This window comes from Paraburkholderia sp. A1BS-2L (genome assembly GCF_051125205.1).
In the GTDB taxonomy this organism is placed as follows: domain Bacteria; phylum Pseudomonadota; class Gammaproteobacteria; order Burkholderiales; family Burkholderiaceae; genus Paraburkholderia.
This window is the reverse complement of the sequence record NZ_CP120428.1, coordinates 2,713,510-2,728,035: the sequence shown is the minus strand read 5'-3', so window position 1 is coordinate 2,728,035 and position 14,526 is coordinate 2,713,510. Positions and strand designations below refer to the sequence as shown.

Below are 14,526 nucleotides of genomic sequence, written 5' to 3'. Positions count from 1 at the left end.
CGCGAACAGGTTTTACGCGCGTCGCGTGCCGGCGAGGCAGACCCAGCCTTCGTGCTCGCGCCAGACCGAGATGTCGATCCAGCGTGCGTAGACTTGCGCCACTTCGTCGGCCTGACGCGCGAGGATGCCGGAGAGCGCAAGCCGTCCGCCCGGCTTCACGCGCGACGACAGCATCGACGCCATCAGCTTGAGCGGATTCGAAAGAATGTTGGCGACCACGATGTCGAACTCGCCCGCCGGGCAGTCGTCGGGCAGGCCGTAGGTGACGTCGGCGCGATTGCGCTCGCTGTTCTGGCGTGCCGATTCGACCGCCTGCGGGTCGATGTCGATGCCGATCACGGGGTTCGCGCCGCACTTCTTCGCGAGGATCGCGAGGATGCCCGAGCCGCAGCCGTAGTCGAGCAGCGAATTGCCGGGCTGCACGTGCTGCTCGAGCCACTCCATGCACAGCCGCGTGGTGGGATGGCTGCCGGTGCCGAACGCGAGGCCCGGATCGAGCTCGAGCACGAGCGCGTCAGGGTCGGGGGCGTCGTGCCACGAGGGCACGACCCAGATGCGCTGGCCGATCTGGATCGGATCGAACTGCGATTGGGTGAGCCGCACCCAGTCCTGCTCCTCGACTTCGCGCAGCGAGAACTTCGGCGTTTCAGCGAGACCGACCTCGTTCGCGGCAGCCACGAGCAGCACGGCGGGATCCTGATCGTTGCCGATCAGCGCGATAACGCGCGAATGCTGCCAAGCGGTGCGCTCGGGCGTGAGGCCCGGCTCGCCGAAGAGCGGCTGCTCGTCGGGCGTGTCGGCGTCGGCGTCTTCCACCGACACCGAGAGGGCGCCAAGCTCGATCAGCGCGTCGGAGAGTTCTTCCGCGCGATTGCGATCCAGCTCGACGATCAGTTCCCGGTAGCTCATGAATTACGCTTCGTCCTTCTTCACAGCCTGACGTTCGGCCAGACGGCTTTCGAGGTAGTGAATGCTCGTGCCGCCTTCGACGAACTTCGCGTCGAGCATGAGCTCGCGGTGCAGCGGAATGTTGGTCAGGATGCCTTCGACCACCATTTCCGAGAGCGCGATGCGCATGCGCTGAATGGCTTGCTCGCGCGTGGTGCCGTAGGTGATCAGCTTGCCGATCATCGAATCATAGTTCGGCGGCACGAAATAACCATTGTAGGCGTGGGAATCCACGCGCACGCCCGGACCACCCGGCATGTGCCACGACGTGAGGCGTCCCGGCGAAGGCGTGAACTTGAACGGATCCTCCGCGTTGATACGGCACTCGATCGCGTGGCCCTTCAACTGGATGTCACGCTGGCGGAACGAGAGCTTTTCGCCCGCGGCGATGCGGATCTGCTCCTGCACGATGTCGATGCCGGTGATCAGCTCCGTGACCGGGTGCTCGACCTGCACGCGCGTGTTCATCTCGATGAAGTAGAACTCGCCGTTTTCGTAGAGGAATTCGAACGTGCCCGCGCCGAGGTAGCCCATCTTCTTGCAGGCGTCGGCGCAACGGTCGCCGATGCGATCGAGCAGGCGGCGCGCGATGCCCGGCGCCGGCGCTTCCTCGATCACCTTCTGGTGGCGGCGCTGCATCGAGCAGTCGCGCTCGCCGAGCCACACGGCGTTCTTGAACGAATCGGCAAGCACCTGAATCTCGATGTGACGCGGATTCTCGAGGTACTTCTCCATGTAGACCTGAGGGTTGCCGAACGCACGGCCCGCTTCCTCGCGGGTCATGTTGACCGCGTTCACGAGCGCCGCTTCGGTGTGCACCACGCGCATGCCGCGCCCGCCGCCGCCGCCCGCCGCCTTGATGATGACGGGGTAGCCGATCGCGCGCGCGATCTTCACGATTTCCTTCGGATCTTCGGGCAGCGCGCCTTCCGAGCCCGGCACGCACGGCACGCCGGTCTTGATCATGGTCTGCTTGGCCGTGACCTTGTCGCCCATCATGCGGATCGTTTCCGGGCGCGGGCCGATGAACGTGAAGCCAGATTGCTCGACACGCTCGGCGAAGTCCGCGTTCTCGGAGAGGAAGCCGTAGCCGGGGTGGATTGCTTCGGCGTCGGTGACTTCGGCCGCGCTGATGAGCGCCGGCATGTTCAGATAGCTCAGGTTCGAAGGCGCCGGGCCGATGCAGACCGCCTCGTCGGCGAGCTTCACGTACTTGGCTTCCTTGTCGGCTTCCGAATAGACAACGACCGTCTTGACGCCGAGCTCGCGGCACGCGCGCTGGATGCGCAGCGCGATTTCGCCACGGTTGGCAATGAGGATTTTTTCAAACATGGTGGGTATTCGCCCTCGCGCCTTAGGCGATCACGAAGAGCGGCTGGCCGTATTCGACCGCCTGGCCGTTTTCGACGAGGATTTCCTTGACGACGCCGGCTGCGTCCGATTCGATCTCGTTGAGCAGCTTCATCGCTTCGATGATGCACAGCGTCTGGCCTTCCTTGACCGTGTCGCCCACTTGCACGAACGGATCGGCGCCCGGCGACGGTGCGCGGTAGAACGTGCCGACCATCGGCGAGGTCACGACGTGGCCCTGCGGCAAGGCCGGTGCGGCCGCGGCGGGCGCGCCGGCTTCGGGTGCGGGGGCCGGAGCGGCAGCGAACGGGGCTCCGGCGAGGGGGGGGGCATATTGCGCCGCGCTCGGCTGCACGTAAACCGGCGGCGCATTCTTGACGATGCGCACCTTGCCTTCGCCCTCGGTGACTTCGAGCTCCGAGATGCCCGATTCGGAGACGAGGTCGATCAGAGTCTTCAGCTTACGTAGATCCATGGTGCAGCCCCCTTGCTATGCATGCGTGAGGTGCCGGCGCGCGCGCGCGGCACGGGATTGGTGTTGTCTTGCAGAATGCGTTGGTTTCTCGCCGCCGGTGTCACGCGGCCGAGCCGGCGGCGAGCCGGTCGAGCGCGTATTCGAGCGCGTAGAGATAACCCTTCCAGCCGAGGCCGCAGATGACGCCCTCGGCCTGGTCGGAAAAATACGAGTGGTGCCGGAAGGCTTCGCGGCGGTGCACGTTCGAGAGATGAACCTCGACGAACGGAATGCCGACGCCTGCCAGCGCGTCCCGGATCGCCACGCTCGTGTGCGTGTACGCCGCCGGGTTGATCAGGATGAAATCCGTGTGCTCGCTGCGGGCCGCCTGAATGCGGTCCACCAGTGCGCCTTCGTGGTTGCTCTGAAAAGTTGCCAGCTCCACACCCGCATCGGCGGCACGGTCGGCAAGCGCCTGATCGATCTGTGGCAGCGTCACGCGCCCATAGACCTCGGGTTCCCGTGTGCCGAGAAGATTGAGGTTGGGGCCGTGCAGAACCAGCAGTCGCGTCATGGTGGCTTCTTTTTCCGTGGAATTGCGCGAACTTTAGCGCTGATTAGAGAAATTTGTCTAGTTTTCCATACGATCGATATGGCCCCGAGCGCGGTTTGCAAGACGCGCAACGGCCGATCTCCCGCTAATTTCCCTGAATTCCGCAGCAAAAAGTGCTGTACGCCCGTTAAGCCCCGGTCAATTATTCCGCGGCAATTGCAGCGCGTCAGAGTGTATCAAGCGTGTGACGCAGCTCGTCCATCCTGATTTGGCCTAATTTTGTTGCACGTACCGTGCCGTTCGCGTCGATTACGACCGTGTAAGGCAAGCCGCCTGCTGCATTGCCGAACGCACGCGCCACATCGGCGCCGCCGAATCCGGCGATGTAGATCGGGTAATCGACTGGCACTTTCTTGAGGAAATTCTGGATGTTCGCGGCGGAGTCGACGCCGAGGCCGACGAACTGGATGCCTTTCCTGGCGTACTCGCGCTGCAGCGCGGAGAGCTCGGGCATCTCTTCGACACAAGGCCCGCACCACGACGCCCAGAAGTTGATCACGATCGTGCGGCCCTTATACATGGAGAGCGATTGGGGTTTGCCGTCGGGCGTGGTCACGGCAGCGGTCCACAACTGGCCGACCGCATTGGGCTTGCCGGCGACCGATGCCGCATCGGCTAAGCCGGTGTTGCCGCTGTTTGCATAATGTCCCGCCAGGATGCCGCCGCCGGCTGCCACCGCCGCCACTGCGACGCCGGCCAGAATCCGCTTCATGTTCATTGCTGCGTTTAAGCTCTATATGAGTCAGGTGGTGGAAGAGGTGGCACCGCTTTCGTTAATCAGCGCCTGGAGCGCCTGCGCATTCGCGCGCGGCAGACGCCCGCGGGCGTCGGCGCGCACCGCGCCGCGCAGGTCGTCGGTATTGTAGAGCGCAATATGGATGCCCACCGGCTCCTCGTTTCGCGACGGCTGCCACATGAAACTGAACGTTTCCACGTAGCCGCGCGCGGCGAAATGGCGCGTTTCCGAGACGTCATACTGCACATTCGCATTCAGAAGCCAGATTGCGACATCCTTCGCGTTGTCGCAGAAAATCTGCAGATGGATATCCGAGTGCTCGCCGGCCGTGCCGTTGAGCACCGCGCCGGTGAGGAACGGATTGAACGATTCAAGCCGCCGCATCCACTCGAGCGCGATTTCGCGCAGGCGCCGCAGTATCGCCGGCTGGTGATCGCCCTGAAAGAGGGCCTGATATTCGCGGATCTCGTCTTCGATCTGGTCGTTGTCGGGTAGCCAGGCGCCTTCGATGCGCGCGTCCCCCGCAACCTGCCGCGCGGCTTTGCGTTTGGCGGTGGCGTAGTCGAGCCCGTCCTCGGCAATCATCCTTGCTGCCGCGATGGCGATTTCCTCGCGCACGCGCTGGGGATCGAAATGTGATCTGCGAACCATGCGCTCATCATACTAGAGATCGTATGGCCTCCTGTTCGGCTTCCGGCGCCGGGTGCGCCGGCGGCAGCGGCGAAAAAGCCGCAAGGCGTCGGGTACAATAGCGATCTTTGCTCCGGCGGCCTTGCGCCGCCGTTCTGCCTTGCCCACGCCGGCAAACCGCCTGGCTCCGCTTTAACCCACTAACCGTTCACGACGCCCGCGTGGCGCGACAGGCTTATGCACATCCATATCCTCGGCATCTGCGGCACGTTCATGGGCGGTCTTGCCGTGCTCGCGCGCAGTGCGGGCCATACGGTGACTGGCTGCGACGCAGGCGTGTACCCGCCGATGAGCACCCAGCTCGAAGCGCAGGGTATTCGCCTGATCGAGGGTTACGACGCAAGCCAGACAGAACTCAATCCCGATCTTTATGTGATCGGCAACGTGGTTTCGCGCGGCAACCCGCTGATGGAGGAGATCCTCAATCGCGGCCTGCCGTACACCTCGGGGCCGCAGTGGCTCGGCGAGCACGTGCTGCGCGACAGGTGGGTGCTCGCCGTGGCGGGCACGCACGGCAAGACAACCACGAGCTCGATGCTCGCGTGGCTGCTCGAAGACGCCGGCTTGAACCCCGGCTTTCTGATCGGCGGCGTGCCGCTGAACTTCGGCATCTCGGCGCGCCTCACCGATTCGAGCTTCTTCGTGATCGAAGCCGACGAGTACGACACGGCGTTCTTCGACAAGCGTTCGAAGTTCGTCCATTACCGTCCGCGCACAGCAGTGCTGAACAATCTCGAATTCGATCACGCAGACATCTTCCCCGATCTGGCCGCCATCGAGACACAGTTCCACCATCTCGTGCGCACCATTCCGGGTGTGGGCCGCGTCGTCTCGAACGGGCGCGAAGACGCGCTCGAACGCGTGCTTTCGCGCGGCGTGTGGAGCGACGTAGAGCGCTTCGGCGTGCAGGGCGGTTGGCAGGCGCTGCCCGCTGAGGACGGGACGCCGCTCGATGAACGCTTCGCGGTCTATCACAACAGCGAGCGCGCGGGCGTGGTCGACTGGCAGATCCAGGGCGAGCACAACCGCATGAACGCGCTCGCGGCCATCGCCGCCGCGCGCAGCGTGGGCGTGCCGCCCGCGCAGGCTGCGGCCTCGCTGTCGACCTTCCGCAACGTCAAGCGCCGCATGGAAGTGCGCGGCAGCGTCGACGGCGTGACGGTTTATGACGACTTCGCGCACCATCCCACGGCGATCGAAACGACGATCGCCGGGTTGCGCACGCGCATCGGCAATGGGGAAGACGGCAAGCGCACGCGCATTCTTGCCGTGCTCGAGCCGCGCTCGAACACAATGAAGCTCGGCGTGATGAAGGCGCAACTGCCTGGCAGTCTCGCCGACGCCGACCTCGTGTTCGGCTACGGCGCGCCGAGCGGCAAGGACGCGCTCGGCTGGGATCTTGCGGGGGCGCTCGCGCCGCTGGGCGAGAAGGCACAGGCGTACCACGATCTCGACGTGCTCGTGAAGGCCGTGGTGTCGGCCGCCCGCCCTGGCGACCAGCTGCTCGTGATGAGCAACGGCGGGTTTGGCGGCGTGCATCAGAAGCTGCTCGATGCGCTCTCGGCGCGGGGCGCGGCGTGATTGTCTATCTGCACGGGTTTCGCTCGTCGCCGCAATCGTTCAAGGCGCGCTTGCTGGACGCGCGCCTTGAAGCGCTTGGGCGTGGTCGCGAATGGCTGTGCCCGACGCTGCCGGTGTCGCCGGTCGAGACCGTGGCGCTCGTCGAGCGCGAGATCGCGGCGCGTGCGCAAGCCGGCGAGCGCATTACGCTGATCGGCAGTTCGCTTGGCGGTTTCTTCGCCACGCATCTGGCCGAAAAGCATGGCTGGCGCGCTGTGCTGCTCAATCCGGCCGTGGTGCCGGACCGCGACCTGTCGAAGTATCTCGGCGAGCAGCCGCTCTGGCACGGCGGCGGCAGCATCGTCGTGGAGCCGCGCCATCTGGAAGAACTGCGCGCGCTGGCCGTTGCCGCGGTGACCGAGCCCCAGCGCTACTATCTGGTCGCCGCAACCGGCGACGAAGTGCTCGATTACCGCGAGATGCTCGCTCATTATCCGGGCGCCAAAACGCGCTTGATCGAAGGCAGCGACCACGGCATCAGCGAATTCGCCGATTACGTCGACGACGTGATCCAGTTCTGCGACGCACCTTGATGCGTCGCTTACGTTCGCGCCGCGCGCGAACGCCTATATGTATACAGCGGCACCGCCAGGGCGCGCCGCGCCCGCGGTCCGGCAAGTTTGAACGAGAGTGTTGAGTGAACGTTTTCTTTGAGGAATCGGGCAGTTTCAAGGCGGGCAGCGTGCTGTCGCGCCAGGGCGATGCGTTTCAGGTCGAGTTGCCAGGTGGGCGGCGCGCCAAGGTGCGCGCGAAAGACGTGCTGATCGAATTCGAGAAGCCCGCCGCCGGCGACCTGTTGGAGCAGGCGGACGCCGCTGCACAGGACATCGACCTCGATTTCCTGTGGGAATGCGCGCCCGCCGAGGAGTTCGCCTATACGACGCTCGCCGCCGAGTACTTCGGCGAGACCTACGGCCCGGTCGAGCGTGCCGCGCTCGTGCTGCGCCTGCACGGCTCGCCCGTGTACTTCCGCCGCAAGGGCCGCGGCCAGTATCAGCGCGCGCCCGAAGAGCAACTGAAGATGGCGCTCGCGTCGCTCGAGCGCAAGCGTCAGCAGGCGCTCGTGCAGGCCGGCTACGAAGAGGACCTCAAGGCGGGCAAGCTGCCCGAGGCGCTCAAGGACAAGGCGCTGGGTCTGCTCACGAAACCCGACAAGAACTCGATCGAATACAAGGCGCTCGAAGCGGCCGCCGCTGCGCGCGGCATTTCGATGCCGCGCCTGATGCTCGAATGCGGCGGCATTGCCTCGCCGCGCGCGCTGCATGAGGCGCGCTTTCTGGCCGAATTCTTCCCGCACGGCACCGGCTTCCCGGGCGTGGCGGTGGGTGCGCTGCCCGACGACCTGCCCGATGCGGCCGAGCACGTGCAGGCGTTCTCGATCGACGATGTCACCACGACCGAAATCGACGACGCCTTCTCGATCGAGCATCTCGCCGATGGCCGCGTGCGCATCGGCATCCACATCGCGGCGCCTGCACTGGGCATCAAGCGCGGCGATACCGCCGATATGGTTGCGCGCACGCGCCTGTCGACGGTGTACATGCCCGGCGACAAGATCACCATGCTGCCCGACGATTTCGTCGACGCCTTCACGCTGAAGGAGGGCGGCATGCGCCCGGCGCTCTCGCTCTACTGCATCGTGAACCGCGAGACGCAGGAGATCGTCGCCACGGAAACGCGCGCCGAGCGCGTGTTCGTGAAGAGCAACCTGCGCCACAACACGCTCGACGAGGTCGTGACCGAAGAGACGCTGGCCGCGGGCACGGGCGACTATCCGCATAAAGACGACATTGCCGTGCTGTGGCCGTTCGCGCAGGCGCTGTTCGAGAAGCGTCAGCAGGCGCGCGCGGGCTACGGCCTGCGCCGCGAAGTCCAGCGCAACACCGACTTCAACTTCTACGTGGATGGCGAGCACGTAACCATCTCTCCGCGCCGCCGTGGCTCGCCGCTCGATTTGATCGTCGCGGAACTGGCGATTCTCGCCAATTCCACGTGGGGCGCGTTCCTGCACGATCATGGCGTGCCGGGCATCTATCGTTCGCAGCGCGCATTCGGCGCGCCCATGGGCCCCAAGCGCACGCGCATGCAGACCAACGCCGCGCCGCACGAAGGCCTGGGCGTCGCGCAATACGCGTGGAGCACCTCGCCGCTGCGGCGCTATGTTGACTTGGTGAACCAGTGGCAGCTGCTCGCGTGCGTCGAGCACGGCGTGGCCGCCAAGCTGGTCGCGCCGTTCAAGCCCAAGGACGCCGATTTGTTCGCCGTCGTGCAGGGCTTCGACGAAACCTACACCGCCTACGCCGATCACCAGCGCCGCATGGAGTACTTCTGGTGCCTGCGCTGGCTCCAGCAGGAGATGCGCGGCGAGGACGGCCGCGAAGCGCGCCGCGAATTCCCGGCCACCGTTGTGAAGGACGATCTCGTGCGCTTCGAGGAAGTGCCGCTGCTCATGCACGTGCCCGCGCTCGGCGTGCACGCGCGTGGCACGCGCCTGATGATGGAAGTGCTGTCGATCGACGAGCTGACGATCGAGGCGTCGGTGCGCATGCTGCGCGTGCTCGACGCGCCGGTCGTGACGAGCGGCGAGCAAGCCGAAGACGACGCGGGTGAGGACGAAGAACTCATCGAATCCGCCGACGCTTCCGCCGAGAGCGAAGCAGAGGCGCTGGCCGAAGCGCCGGCTGATTCGGCTGGTGCGGACAATGCCGCCGAAGGCGAGGACGCGCAGTCGCCAGAGCAGCATGCTACGGAGCCGCGCTCATGAGCGCCCGGCAAGTCCGCGACCGCTATGCCGTGGTCGGTAACCCGGTCGCGCATAGCAAGTCGCCATACATTCACGCGCAGTTCGCCGTCGCAACCGGCGAGCCTGTCGAATATGACCGGCTGCTCGCGCCGCTCGACGGCTTCGTCGAACACGTGCAGGCGTTTCGGGCCGCGGGTGGCCGTGGCCTGAACGTGACCGTGCCGTTCAAGCTGGAGGCGCACGCGCTGGCGGACCGGCTGTCGCCGCGCGCGGCGGCGGCGGGCGCCGTCAACACGCTGCGCTTCGACGAAGACGGCATTTTCGGCGACAACACTGACGGTTTCGGCCTCGTTCGCGACATCGAGGTGAATCTGGGCGTCCCGCTCGAGGGCGCACGCGTGCTGCTGCTGGGCGCGGGCGGGGCGGCGCGCGGCGTCGTGCTGCCGATGCTCGAGCGTCGGCCGCGCGAGATCACCATCGTGAACCGCACCGCGAAAAAAGCGCACGCGCTAGTAGAGCAGTTCGAAGACGCGGCGCGCGAGGCTGGCTGCCTCATCAACGGCGGTGGCCCGGACGCCATCTATCGCGACGCGATCGATCCAAAGCCCTACGATGTGATCGTCAACGCAACGGCCGGCAGTCTCGACGCCGCGCTGCCCGAGTGCGACGCTCGCGCGTTCGGTCCGGGAACGCTGGCCTACGACATGATGTACGGCGCCGAACCGACCGTGTTCATGCGCCATGCCGAATCGCTGGGCGCGCGCGCATCGGATGGGCTCGGGATGCTGGTCGAGCAGGCCGCCGAGTCGTTCTTCGTGTGGCGCGGCGTGCGCCCCGAAGGCGCGCCCGTGCTGGCCGCGCTGCGCAGGCAACTGGCAGCGCAGGCCTGACGCGCGCGCCGCCATGCGTAGAGAAGCCTCGGGGGCGCGCGCAGCAGGGCTCGGCAATGGGCAACGCAGTGGACAACCCGGCGAGCCGTTCGTGCACAGCGTTGCCGCGCTGAACGCGACGCGCCCCGGCTTGCTGCGCTGGCTCGTCTACGTGGCGCTGGTGTTCGGCGTCGCCTGGGCCGGGATGCAGCTTTTCTACTTCGCGCAGATTGCCGTCTGGAATTTCGCCGATCCGCAATCGACGGCCTTCATGCGCACCGACGAGGCGCGCCTTTCCGCCGACCGTCCCGATCTCGACATTCAGCACCAGTGGGTGCCCTACGACCAGATCTCGCGCAACCTCAAGCGCGCGATCATTGCGTCCGAGGATGCCAATTTTGCCAGCAACAACGGTTACGAAACCGACGCCATCCTGCAGGCGTGGGAGCGCAACAAGAAGCGCGGCCACATCGTGCGCGGCGGATCGACGATCACGCAGCAACTCGCGCGTAATCTGTTTCTATCGCGCGAGAAGAGCTATATCCGCAAGGGCCAGGAACTCATCATCACGTGGATGCTGGAGACGCTGCTCGACAAGGAGCGCATCTTCGAGATCTATCTGAATTCGGTGGAGTGGGGCAATGGCGTCTACGGCGCGCAGGCCGCCGCGCGCTACTACTACCGAACGACAGCCGCAAAGCTCACGCCGTGGCAGGCGGCGCGATTGGCGGTCATGCTGCCGCAGCCGAAGTATTTTGACGAGCACCGCAACTCTCCGTATCTCGCCCAGCGCGCGAGGGTGATCGCGCGCCGCATGGGAGCCGCCGAACTCCCGCCTTCGTCACAATAGCCTATAGCCCATCGGCTCAGACGACACACAAGCAAAAAGCGCCGAACGAACCGGCGCTTTTTTATTAACTTCCCACTATTGCGGCTTACTGGCGCGCAAGTCTCGCGTTGTCCGGCATCGGCATATTGAAGTTGGTGCGAAACGGATTGATGTCGAGGCCGCCACGCCGCGTGTAGCGCGCGTACACCGCGAGCCGGTCCGGTTTGCACTCGCGCAGGATGTCCATGAAGATGCGCTCGACGCATTGCTCATGAAAGCCCGTGTGGTTGCGGTACGAAATGATGTAGCGCAGAAGGCCCGCCTGGTCGATCTGCGGCCCCACGTAATGAATCTGCACGCTGCCCCAGTCGGGCTGGCCCGTCACGGGGCAGTTCGACTTCAGCAGATTGGAGATCAGCGTTTCCTCCACGGGCGACTCTTGCTGGGCGGCCTTGAGCAGCGTCGGGTCGGGGTGATAGATCTCGGTGTCCAGATCGAGCCGGTCGAGCGAGAGGCCGTCGAATTCCTCGAACGGGATTTTGCCGAATCCGCCCGGCTGATCGAGCCGCACGGAAACCGAAGCGCCGCACGCCGCCGACACATCGCGCTTGATGGTGTCGCGCACCACGTCGGCGGATTCGAACGGCGTTTGCGCGAACGAGCCCAGATAGAGCTTGAACGACTTCGATTCGATGATGTTGGGCGAATCGGCGGGAATGAAGAACGTGGCGATGGCAATCTGCGGCTTGCCGCGCGCATTGAGCCACGAAAGCTCGTAGGCGTTCCAGATATCGGTGCCGAAGAAGGGCAGTTGAGCGCCGATGCCGATTGCTTCGCGCGCGCCCGCGCGCGGAATCGGAAACAGCAGTGAGGCGTCGTACTGCTCGGTGTAGGTCGCGGCCTTGCCGAGCGGGGATTGTTCGGGAGTCATGATGCGCTGGTTTCAGTGGGGGCGTCGTTCGACGCGTTGCTCGTCGCGCTCGTTGCGCGCGCCGCGCGGTTTGCCGGATTCGCGGGGTTGGCCACGCCGCTCGCCACGTGGCCGGTTGCCGTGACCGAGCGGGCCGATTCGCAATGGCGGATCTGGTCGTCGAAGAAAAAGTCGGGCTCGAACTCGCCCAGGAACGGGCCTTTGTCGAGTCCGCCGAGGAACATCGCTTCGTCGATTTCGATGTTCCAGGCCATCAGCGTGCGGATCGCGCGCTCATGCGCGGGCGCCGAGCGCGCCGTCACGAGCGCGGTGCGGATGCGCATCGTCGCGTTGGCGTCGGCGAGCTTTTGCAGCCGGTTGAGCGCTTCGAGCAGCGGTTTGAGCGGCCCTTGCGCGAGCGGCAGCTCGCGATTGTCGCGCTCGTGGCTCACGAACGCACTCAAACCCTCGCGCTGAAAGATCTGCTCGGCTTCGTCGGAAAACAGCACCGCATCGCCGTCGAACGCGATGCGAATCTCGTGTGCATTGCGTTCCGATATTGTCGCCGAATTTGCTTCGATGCGTGGAAAGACCCGCGCGGCCGGAAACCCGGCGTCGAGCGCCCCGCGCACGTCCTCGGGGTTCGCCGAGAGAAACAGCGATGCGTTGAGCGGCTTGAGATAGCGCCACGGCTCGCGCCCGCGCGTGAACACGCCGCGCTGCACGTCGAGCTGATGCTCGCGGCACGAGTTGAAGGTGCGCAGCCCGCTGATGGGATCGCTGCGCGAGAGGATCACCACTTCCACGTGGTGTGCGCCGTTATTGAGCGCAAGCAGCTTCTCGATCAGCGCGAACGCGACACCGGGCTGCGCCGGCACGTTCAGGCGTTCGCGCTGCAGCGCCTCGTAGTCGCGCAGCTCACCGGTCTCGTAGACGCGGTTCTCTTCTTCGAAGTCGAAGAGCGCGCGCGACGAGATGGCGACGACGAGCTTGTCGGAGAGCGAAACGGCCATGATCGTCGGGCTTTATGCGAGAAACAACCGGTAAGCCGGATTCTGCGTCTCCTCCCAATGCGGATAGCCGAGCGTGGCGAGAAAGCGGCGGAACTCCGCGTCCTCGGCCGCCGGCACCTGGATGCCCACCAGAATCGAACTGTAATCCGCGCCCTGGTTGCGGTAGTGGAACAGACTGATGTTCCAGTTCGGCGCCATCGATGAGAGAAAGCGCATCAGCGCGCCCGGACGCTCCGGAAACTCGAAGCGGAACAGCCGCTCGTCGTGCGCGAGCGGCGAGCGCCCGCCCACCATGTAGCGGATGTGCTGCTTGGAGAGCTCGTCGCCGGTAAGGTCGACGCACGGGAAACCGTGATCGACGAAGGCCTGCGCGATCTGCTGCGACTCGCCCCGGTTGCGGATCTGCACGCCCACGAAAATGTGCGCGCGCTCGGCGTCGTCGATGCGGTAGTTGAACTCGGTCACGCTGCGCGTGCCCACGAGTTCGCAGAAGCGTTTGAAGCTGCCGCGTTCCTCGGGGATCGTCACCGCGAACACCGCCTCGCGCGCCTCGCCCACCTCCGCGCGCTCGGCCACGAAGCGCATGCGGTCGAAGTTCATGTTCGCGCCCGAGGTCACCGCCACCAGCGTCTGGCCCGTGATGCCCTCGCGCTCCGCGTACTGCTTGGCGCCCGCCACGGCCAGCGCGCCCGCCGGCTCCAGCACGCTGCGCGTGTCCTGGAAGACGTCCTTGATGGCCGCGCACAGCGCGTCGGTGTCCACCGTGAGCACCTCGTCCAGATACTGCCGGCACAGCCGGAAGGTTTCCTCGCCCACGAGCTTGACCGCCGTGCCGTCCGAGAACAGGCCCACTTCGCTCAACTCCACGCGCTTGCCGGCCTTCATCGATTGCGCCATCGCGCACGAATCGTCCGTCTGCACGCCGATCACGCGGATCTCGGGGCGCACCGCCTTCACGTAGGCCGCCATGCCCGCCGCAAGCCCGCCGCCGCCGATCGGCACAAAGATCGCGTGAATCGGGGCCTGATGCTTGCTGAGCACTTCCATCGCCACGGTGCCCTGGCCTGCGATCACATGCGGATCGTCGAACGGATGCACGAAAGTCAGTCCGCGCTGCTCCTGCAGGCGCACGGCGTGCGCGTAGGCGTCGCTATAGGATTCGCCGGCCTGCACGACCTCGACGGTGGGGCCGCCGTGGGCGCGCACCGCGTCGACCTTGACCTGGGGCGTGGTGACCGGCACGCAGATCACGGCCTTCACGCCGAGCCGGGCAGCTGAAAGCGCCACGCCCTGGGCGTGATTGCCGGCCGAGGCGGTGATCACGCCGCGCTCGAGCTGCGCGGGCGTGAGGTGCGCCATCTTGTTGTAGGCGCCGCGCAGCTTGAAGGAGAACACGGGCTGGTTGTCCTCGCGCTTGAGCAGGACGGTGTTGCGCAGGCGCGCCGAGAGGTTCGGCGCCCGCTCCAGTTCGGTCTCGCGGGCCACGTCGTAGACGCGGGCGGTGAGGACTTTTTTCAGATAATCGTCGTGGGAGGCCATGCGAAGGATGCGTCGGGCGCGGGATTTGACGGGAAAACGTAAATGATAGCGCCAATGATCATGCCAGCAGCGGGCCAATTCCCGACTGCCCGGACGGCGAATCCATTGCGGCATGGCGCTTCGTGGAGATGTCAGGCCCGATTCATCTGCCTGTATCACGTGCTTGTCGCGTGAATGACAGAGACTGGCGTTTGCAAGATGGCAAAGTTCCC

General features: G+C 65.5%; 13 protein-coding genes and 1 pseudogene. 5 read left to right on the top strand and 9 right to left on the bottom strand.

Annotated elements, in window-relative coordinates:
* Positions 1-12: 12 nt before the first annotated feature.
* From prmA to P5W98_RS12355, 6 genes are all read right to left on the bottom strand, one after another.
* The gene (prmA, locus tag P5W98_RS12380) at positions 13-909 is read right to left on the bottom strand and encodes a 50S ribosomal protein L11 methyltransferase (protein WP_421024782.1); all 897 of its coding nucleotides are present in this window, start codon (positions 907-909) and stop codon (positions 13-15) included.
* Positions 910-912: 3 nt separating this feature from the next.
* Positions 913-2,280, bottom strand: a complete 1,368-nt coding sequence (accC, locus tag P5W98_RS12375) for an acetyl-CoA carboxylase biotin carboxylase subunit (protein ID WP_421024781.1) — start codon at positions 2,278-2,280, stop codon at positions 913-915.
* A 22-nt stretch (positions 2,281-2,302) separates the two neighbouring features.
* Complete coding sequence (gene accB, locus P5W98_RS12370; protein WP_421024780.1) at positions 2,303-2,773, bottom strand: acetyl-CoA carboxylase biotin carboxyl carrier protein; 471 nt, start codon at positions 2,771-2,773, stop codon at positions 2,303-2,305.
* 100 nt (positions 2,774-2,873) lie between these two features.
* Positions 2,874-3,326: a type II 3-dehydroquinate dehydratase gene (gene aroQ, locus P5W98_RS12365; protein ID WP_129562848.1), complete on the bottom strand. Its 453-nt coding sequence runs from the start codon at positions 3,324-3,326 to the stop codon at positions 2,874-2,876.
* A gap of 205 nt (positions 3,327-3,531) precedes the next feature.
* Entirely contained in the window at positions 3,532-4,077 is a 546-nt protein-coding gene (locus P5W98_RS12360) for a TlpA family protein disulfide reductase (protein ID WP_421024779.1), read from the bottom strand.
* Positions 4,078-4,107: 30 nt separating this feature from the next.
* Complete coding sequence (locus tag P5W98_RS12355; protein ID WP_421024778.1) at positions 4,108-4,752, bottom strand: UDP-N-acetylmuramate--alanine ligase; 645 nt, start codon at positions 4,750-4,752, stop codon at positions 4,108-4,110.
* Between the two features lie 216 nt (positions 4,753-4,968).
* Here P5W98_RS12355 and mpl point away from each other — a divergent pair, with 216 nt between their 5' ends.
* The 5 genes from mpl to mtgA all read left to right on the top strand — a co-directional run bounded on the left by mpl (position 4,969) and on the right by mtgA (position 10,873).
* Entirely contained in the window at positions 4,969-6,372 is a 1,404-nt protein-coding gene (gene mpl, locus P5W98_RS12350; protein WP_421024777.1) for a UDP-N-acetylmuramate:L-alanyl-gamma-D-glutamyl-meso-diaminopimelate ligase, read from the top strand.
* Positions 6,369-6,944 carry a YqiA/YcfP family alpha/beta fold hydrolase gene (locus P5W98_RS12345; protein WP_421024776.1) on the top strand — a complete coding sequence of 192 codons (576 nt, stop codon included), beginning with the start codon at positions 6,369-6,371 and terminating at the stop codon, positions 6,942-6,944. Before mpl ends, P5W98_RS12345 begins: the two co-directional genes overlap by 4 nt.
* A gap of 104 nt (positions 6,945-7,048) precedes the next feature.
* A complete protein-coding gene (locus P5W98_RS12340) occupies positions 7,049-9,175 on the top strand; it encodes a ribonuclease catalytic domain-containing protein (RefSeq protein WP_421024775.1) in 2,127 nt (708 codons plus the stop codon).
* Positions 9,172-10,044: a shikimate dehydrogenase gene (gene aroE, locus P5W98_RS12335; RefSeq protein WP_421024774.1), complete on the top strand. Its 873-nt coding sequence runs from the start codon at positions 9,172-9,174 to the stop codon at positions 10,042-10,044. The genes P5W98_RS12340 and aroE overlap by 4 nt, the downstream gene beginning before the upstream one ends.
* Before the next feature lie 13 nt (positions 10,045-10,057).
* A complete protein-coding gene (mtgA, locus tag P5W98_RS12330; protein WP_421024773.1) occupies positions 10,058-10,873 on the top strand; it encodes a monofunctional biosynthetic peptidoglycan transglycosylase in 816 nt (271 codons plus the stop codon).
* A gap of 85 nt (positions 10,874-10,958) precedes the next feature.
* Here the strand turns inward: mtgA and queF are convergent, their stop codons facing one another.
* From queF to ilvA, 3 genes and pseudogenes are all read right to left on the bottom strand, one after another.
* Complete coding sequence (gene queF, locus P5W98_RS12325; protein ID WP_421024772.1) at positions 10,959-11,783, bottom strand: NADPH-dependent 7-cyano-7-deazaguanine reductase QueF; 825 nt, start codon at positions 11,781-11,783, stop codon at positions 10,959-10,961.
* Positions 11,784-11,869: 86 nt separating this feature from the next.
* Positions 11,870-12,775: pseudogene (locus P5W98_RS12320) on the bottom strand (5'-nucleotidase); the annotation flags it as partial.
* Positions 12,776-12,787: 12 nt separating this feature from the next.
* A complete protein-coding gene (ilvA, locus tag P5W98_RS12315; RefSeq protein ID WP_421024771.1) occupies positions 12,788-14,314 on the bottom strand; it encodes a threonine ammonia-lyase, biosynthetic in 1,527 nt (508 codons plus the stop codon).
* Between the last annotated feature and the right edge of the window lie 212 nt (positions 14,315-14,526).

What these genes read in the sequence shown, in the direction of transcription:
- prmA (WP_421024782.1), bottom strand. Translation starts at nt 909, where the DNA reads ATGAGCTACCGGGAACTGATCGTCGAGCTGGATCGCAATCGCGCGGAA.
- P5W98_RS12355 (WP_421024778.1), bottom strand. Translation starts at nt 4,752, where the DNA reads ATGGTTCGCAGATCACATTTCGATCCCCAGCGCGTGCGCGAGGAAATC.
- accB (WP_421024780.1), bottom strand. Translation starts at nt 2,773, where the DNA reads ATGGATCTACGTAAGCTGAAGACTCTGATCGACCTCGTCTCCGAATCG.
- aroE (WP_421024774.1), top strand. Translation starts at nt 9,172, where the DNA reads ATGAGCGCCCGGCAAGTCCGCGACCGCTATGCCGTGGTCGGTAACCCG.
- queF (WP_421024772.1), bottom strand. Translation starts at nt 11,783, where the DNA reads ATGACTCCCGAACAATCCCCGCTCGGCAAGGCCGCGACCTACACCGAG.
- accC (WP_421024781.1), bottom strand. Translation starts at nt 2,280, where the DNA reads ATGTTTGAAAAAATCCTCATTGCCAACCGTGGCGAAATCGCGCTGCGC.
- P5W98_RS12360 (WP_421024779.1), bottom strand. Translation starts at nt 4,077, where the DNA reads ATGAAGCGGATTCTGGCCGGCGTCGCAGTGGCGGCGGTGGCAGCCGGC.
- mpl (WP_421024777.1), top strand. Translation starts at nt 4,969, where the DNA reads ATGCACATCCATATCCTCGGCATCTGCGGCACGTTCATGGGCGGTCTT.
- aroQ (WP_129562848.1), bottom strand. Translation starts at nt 3,326, where the DNA reads ATGACGCGACTGCTGGTTCTGCACGGCCCCAACCTCAATCTTCTCGGC.
- mtgA (WP_421024773.1), top strand. Translation starts at nt 10,058, where the DNA reads ATGCGTAGAGAAGCCTCGGGGGCGCGCGCAGCAGGGCTCGGCAATGGG.
- ilvA (WP_421024771.1), bottom strand. Translation starts at nt 14,314, where the DNA reads ATGGCCTCCCACGACGATTATCTGAAAAAAGTCCTCACCGCCCGCGTC.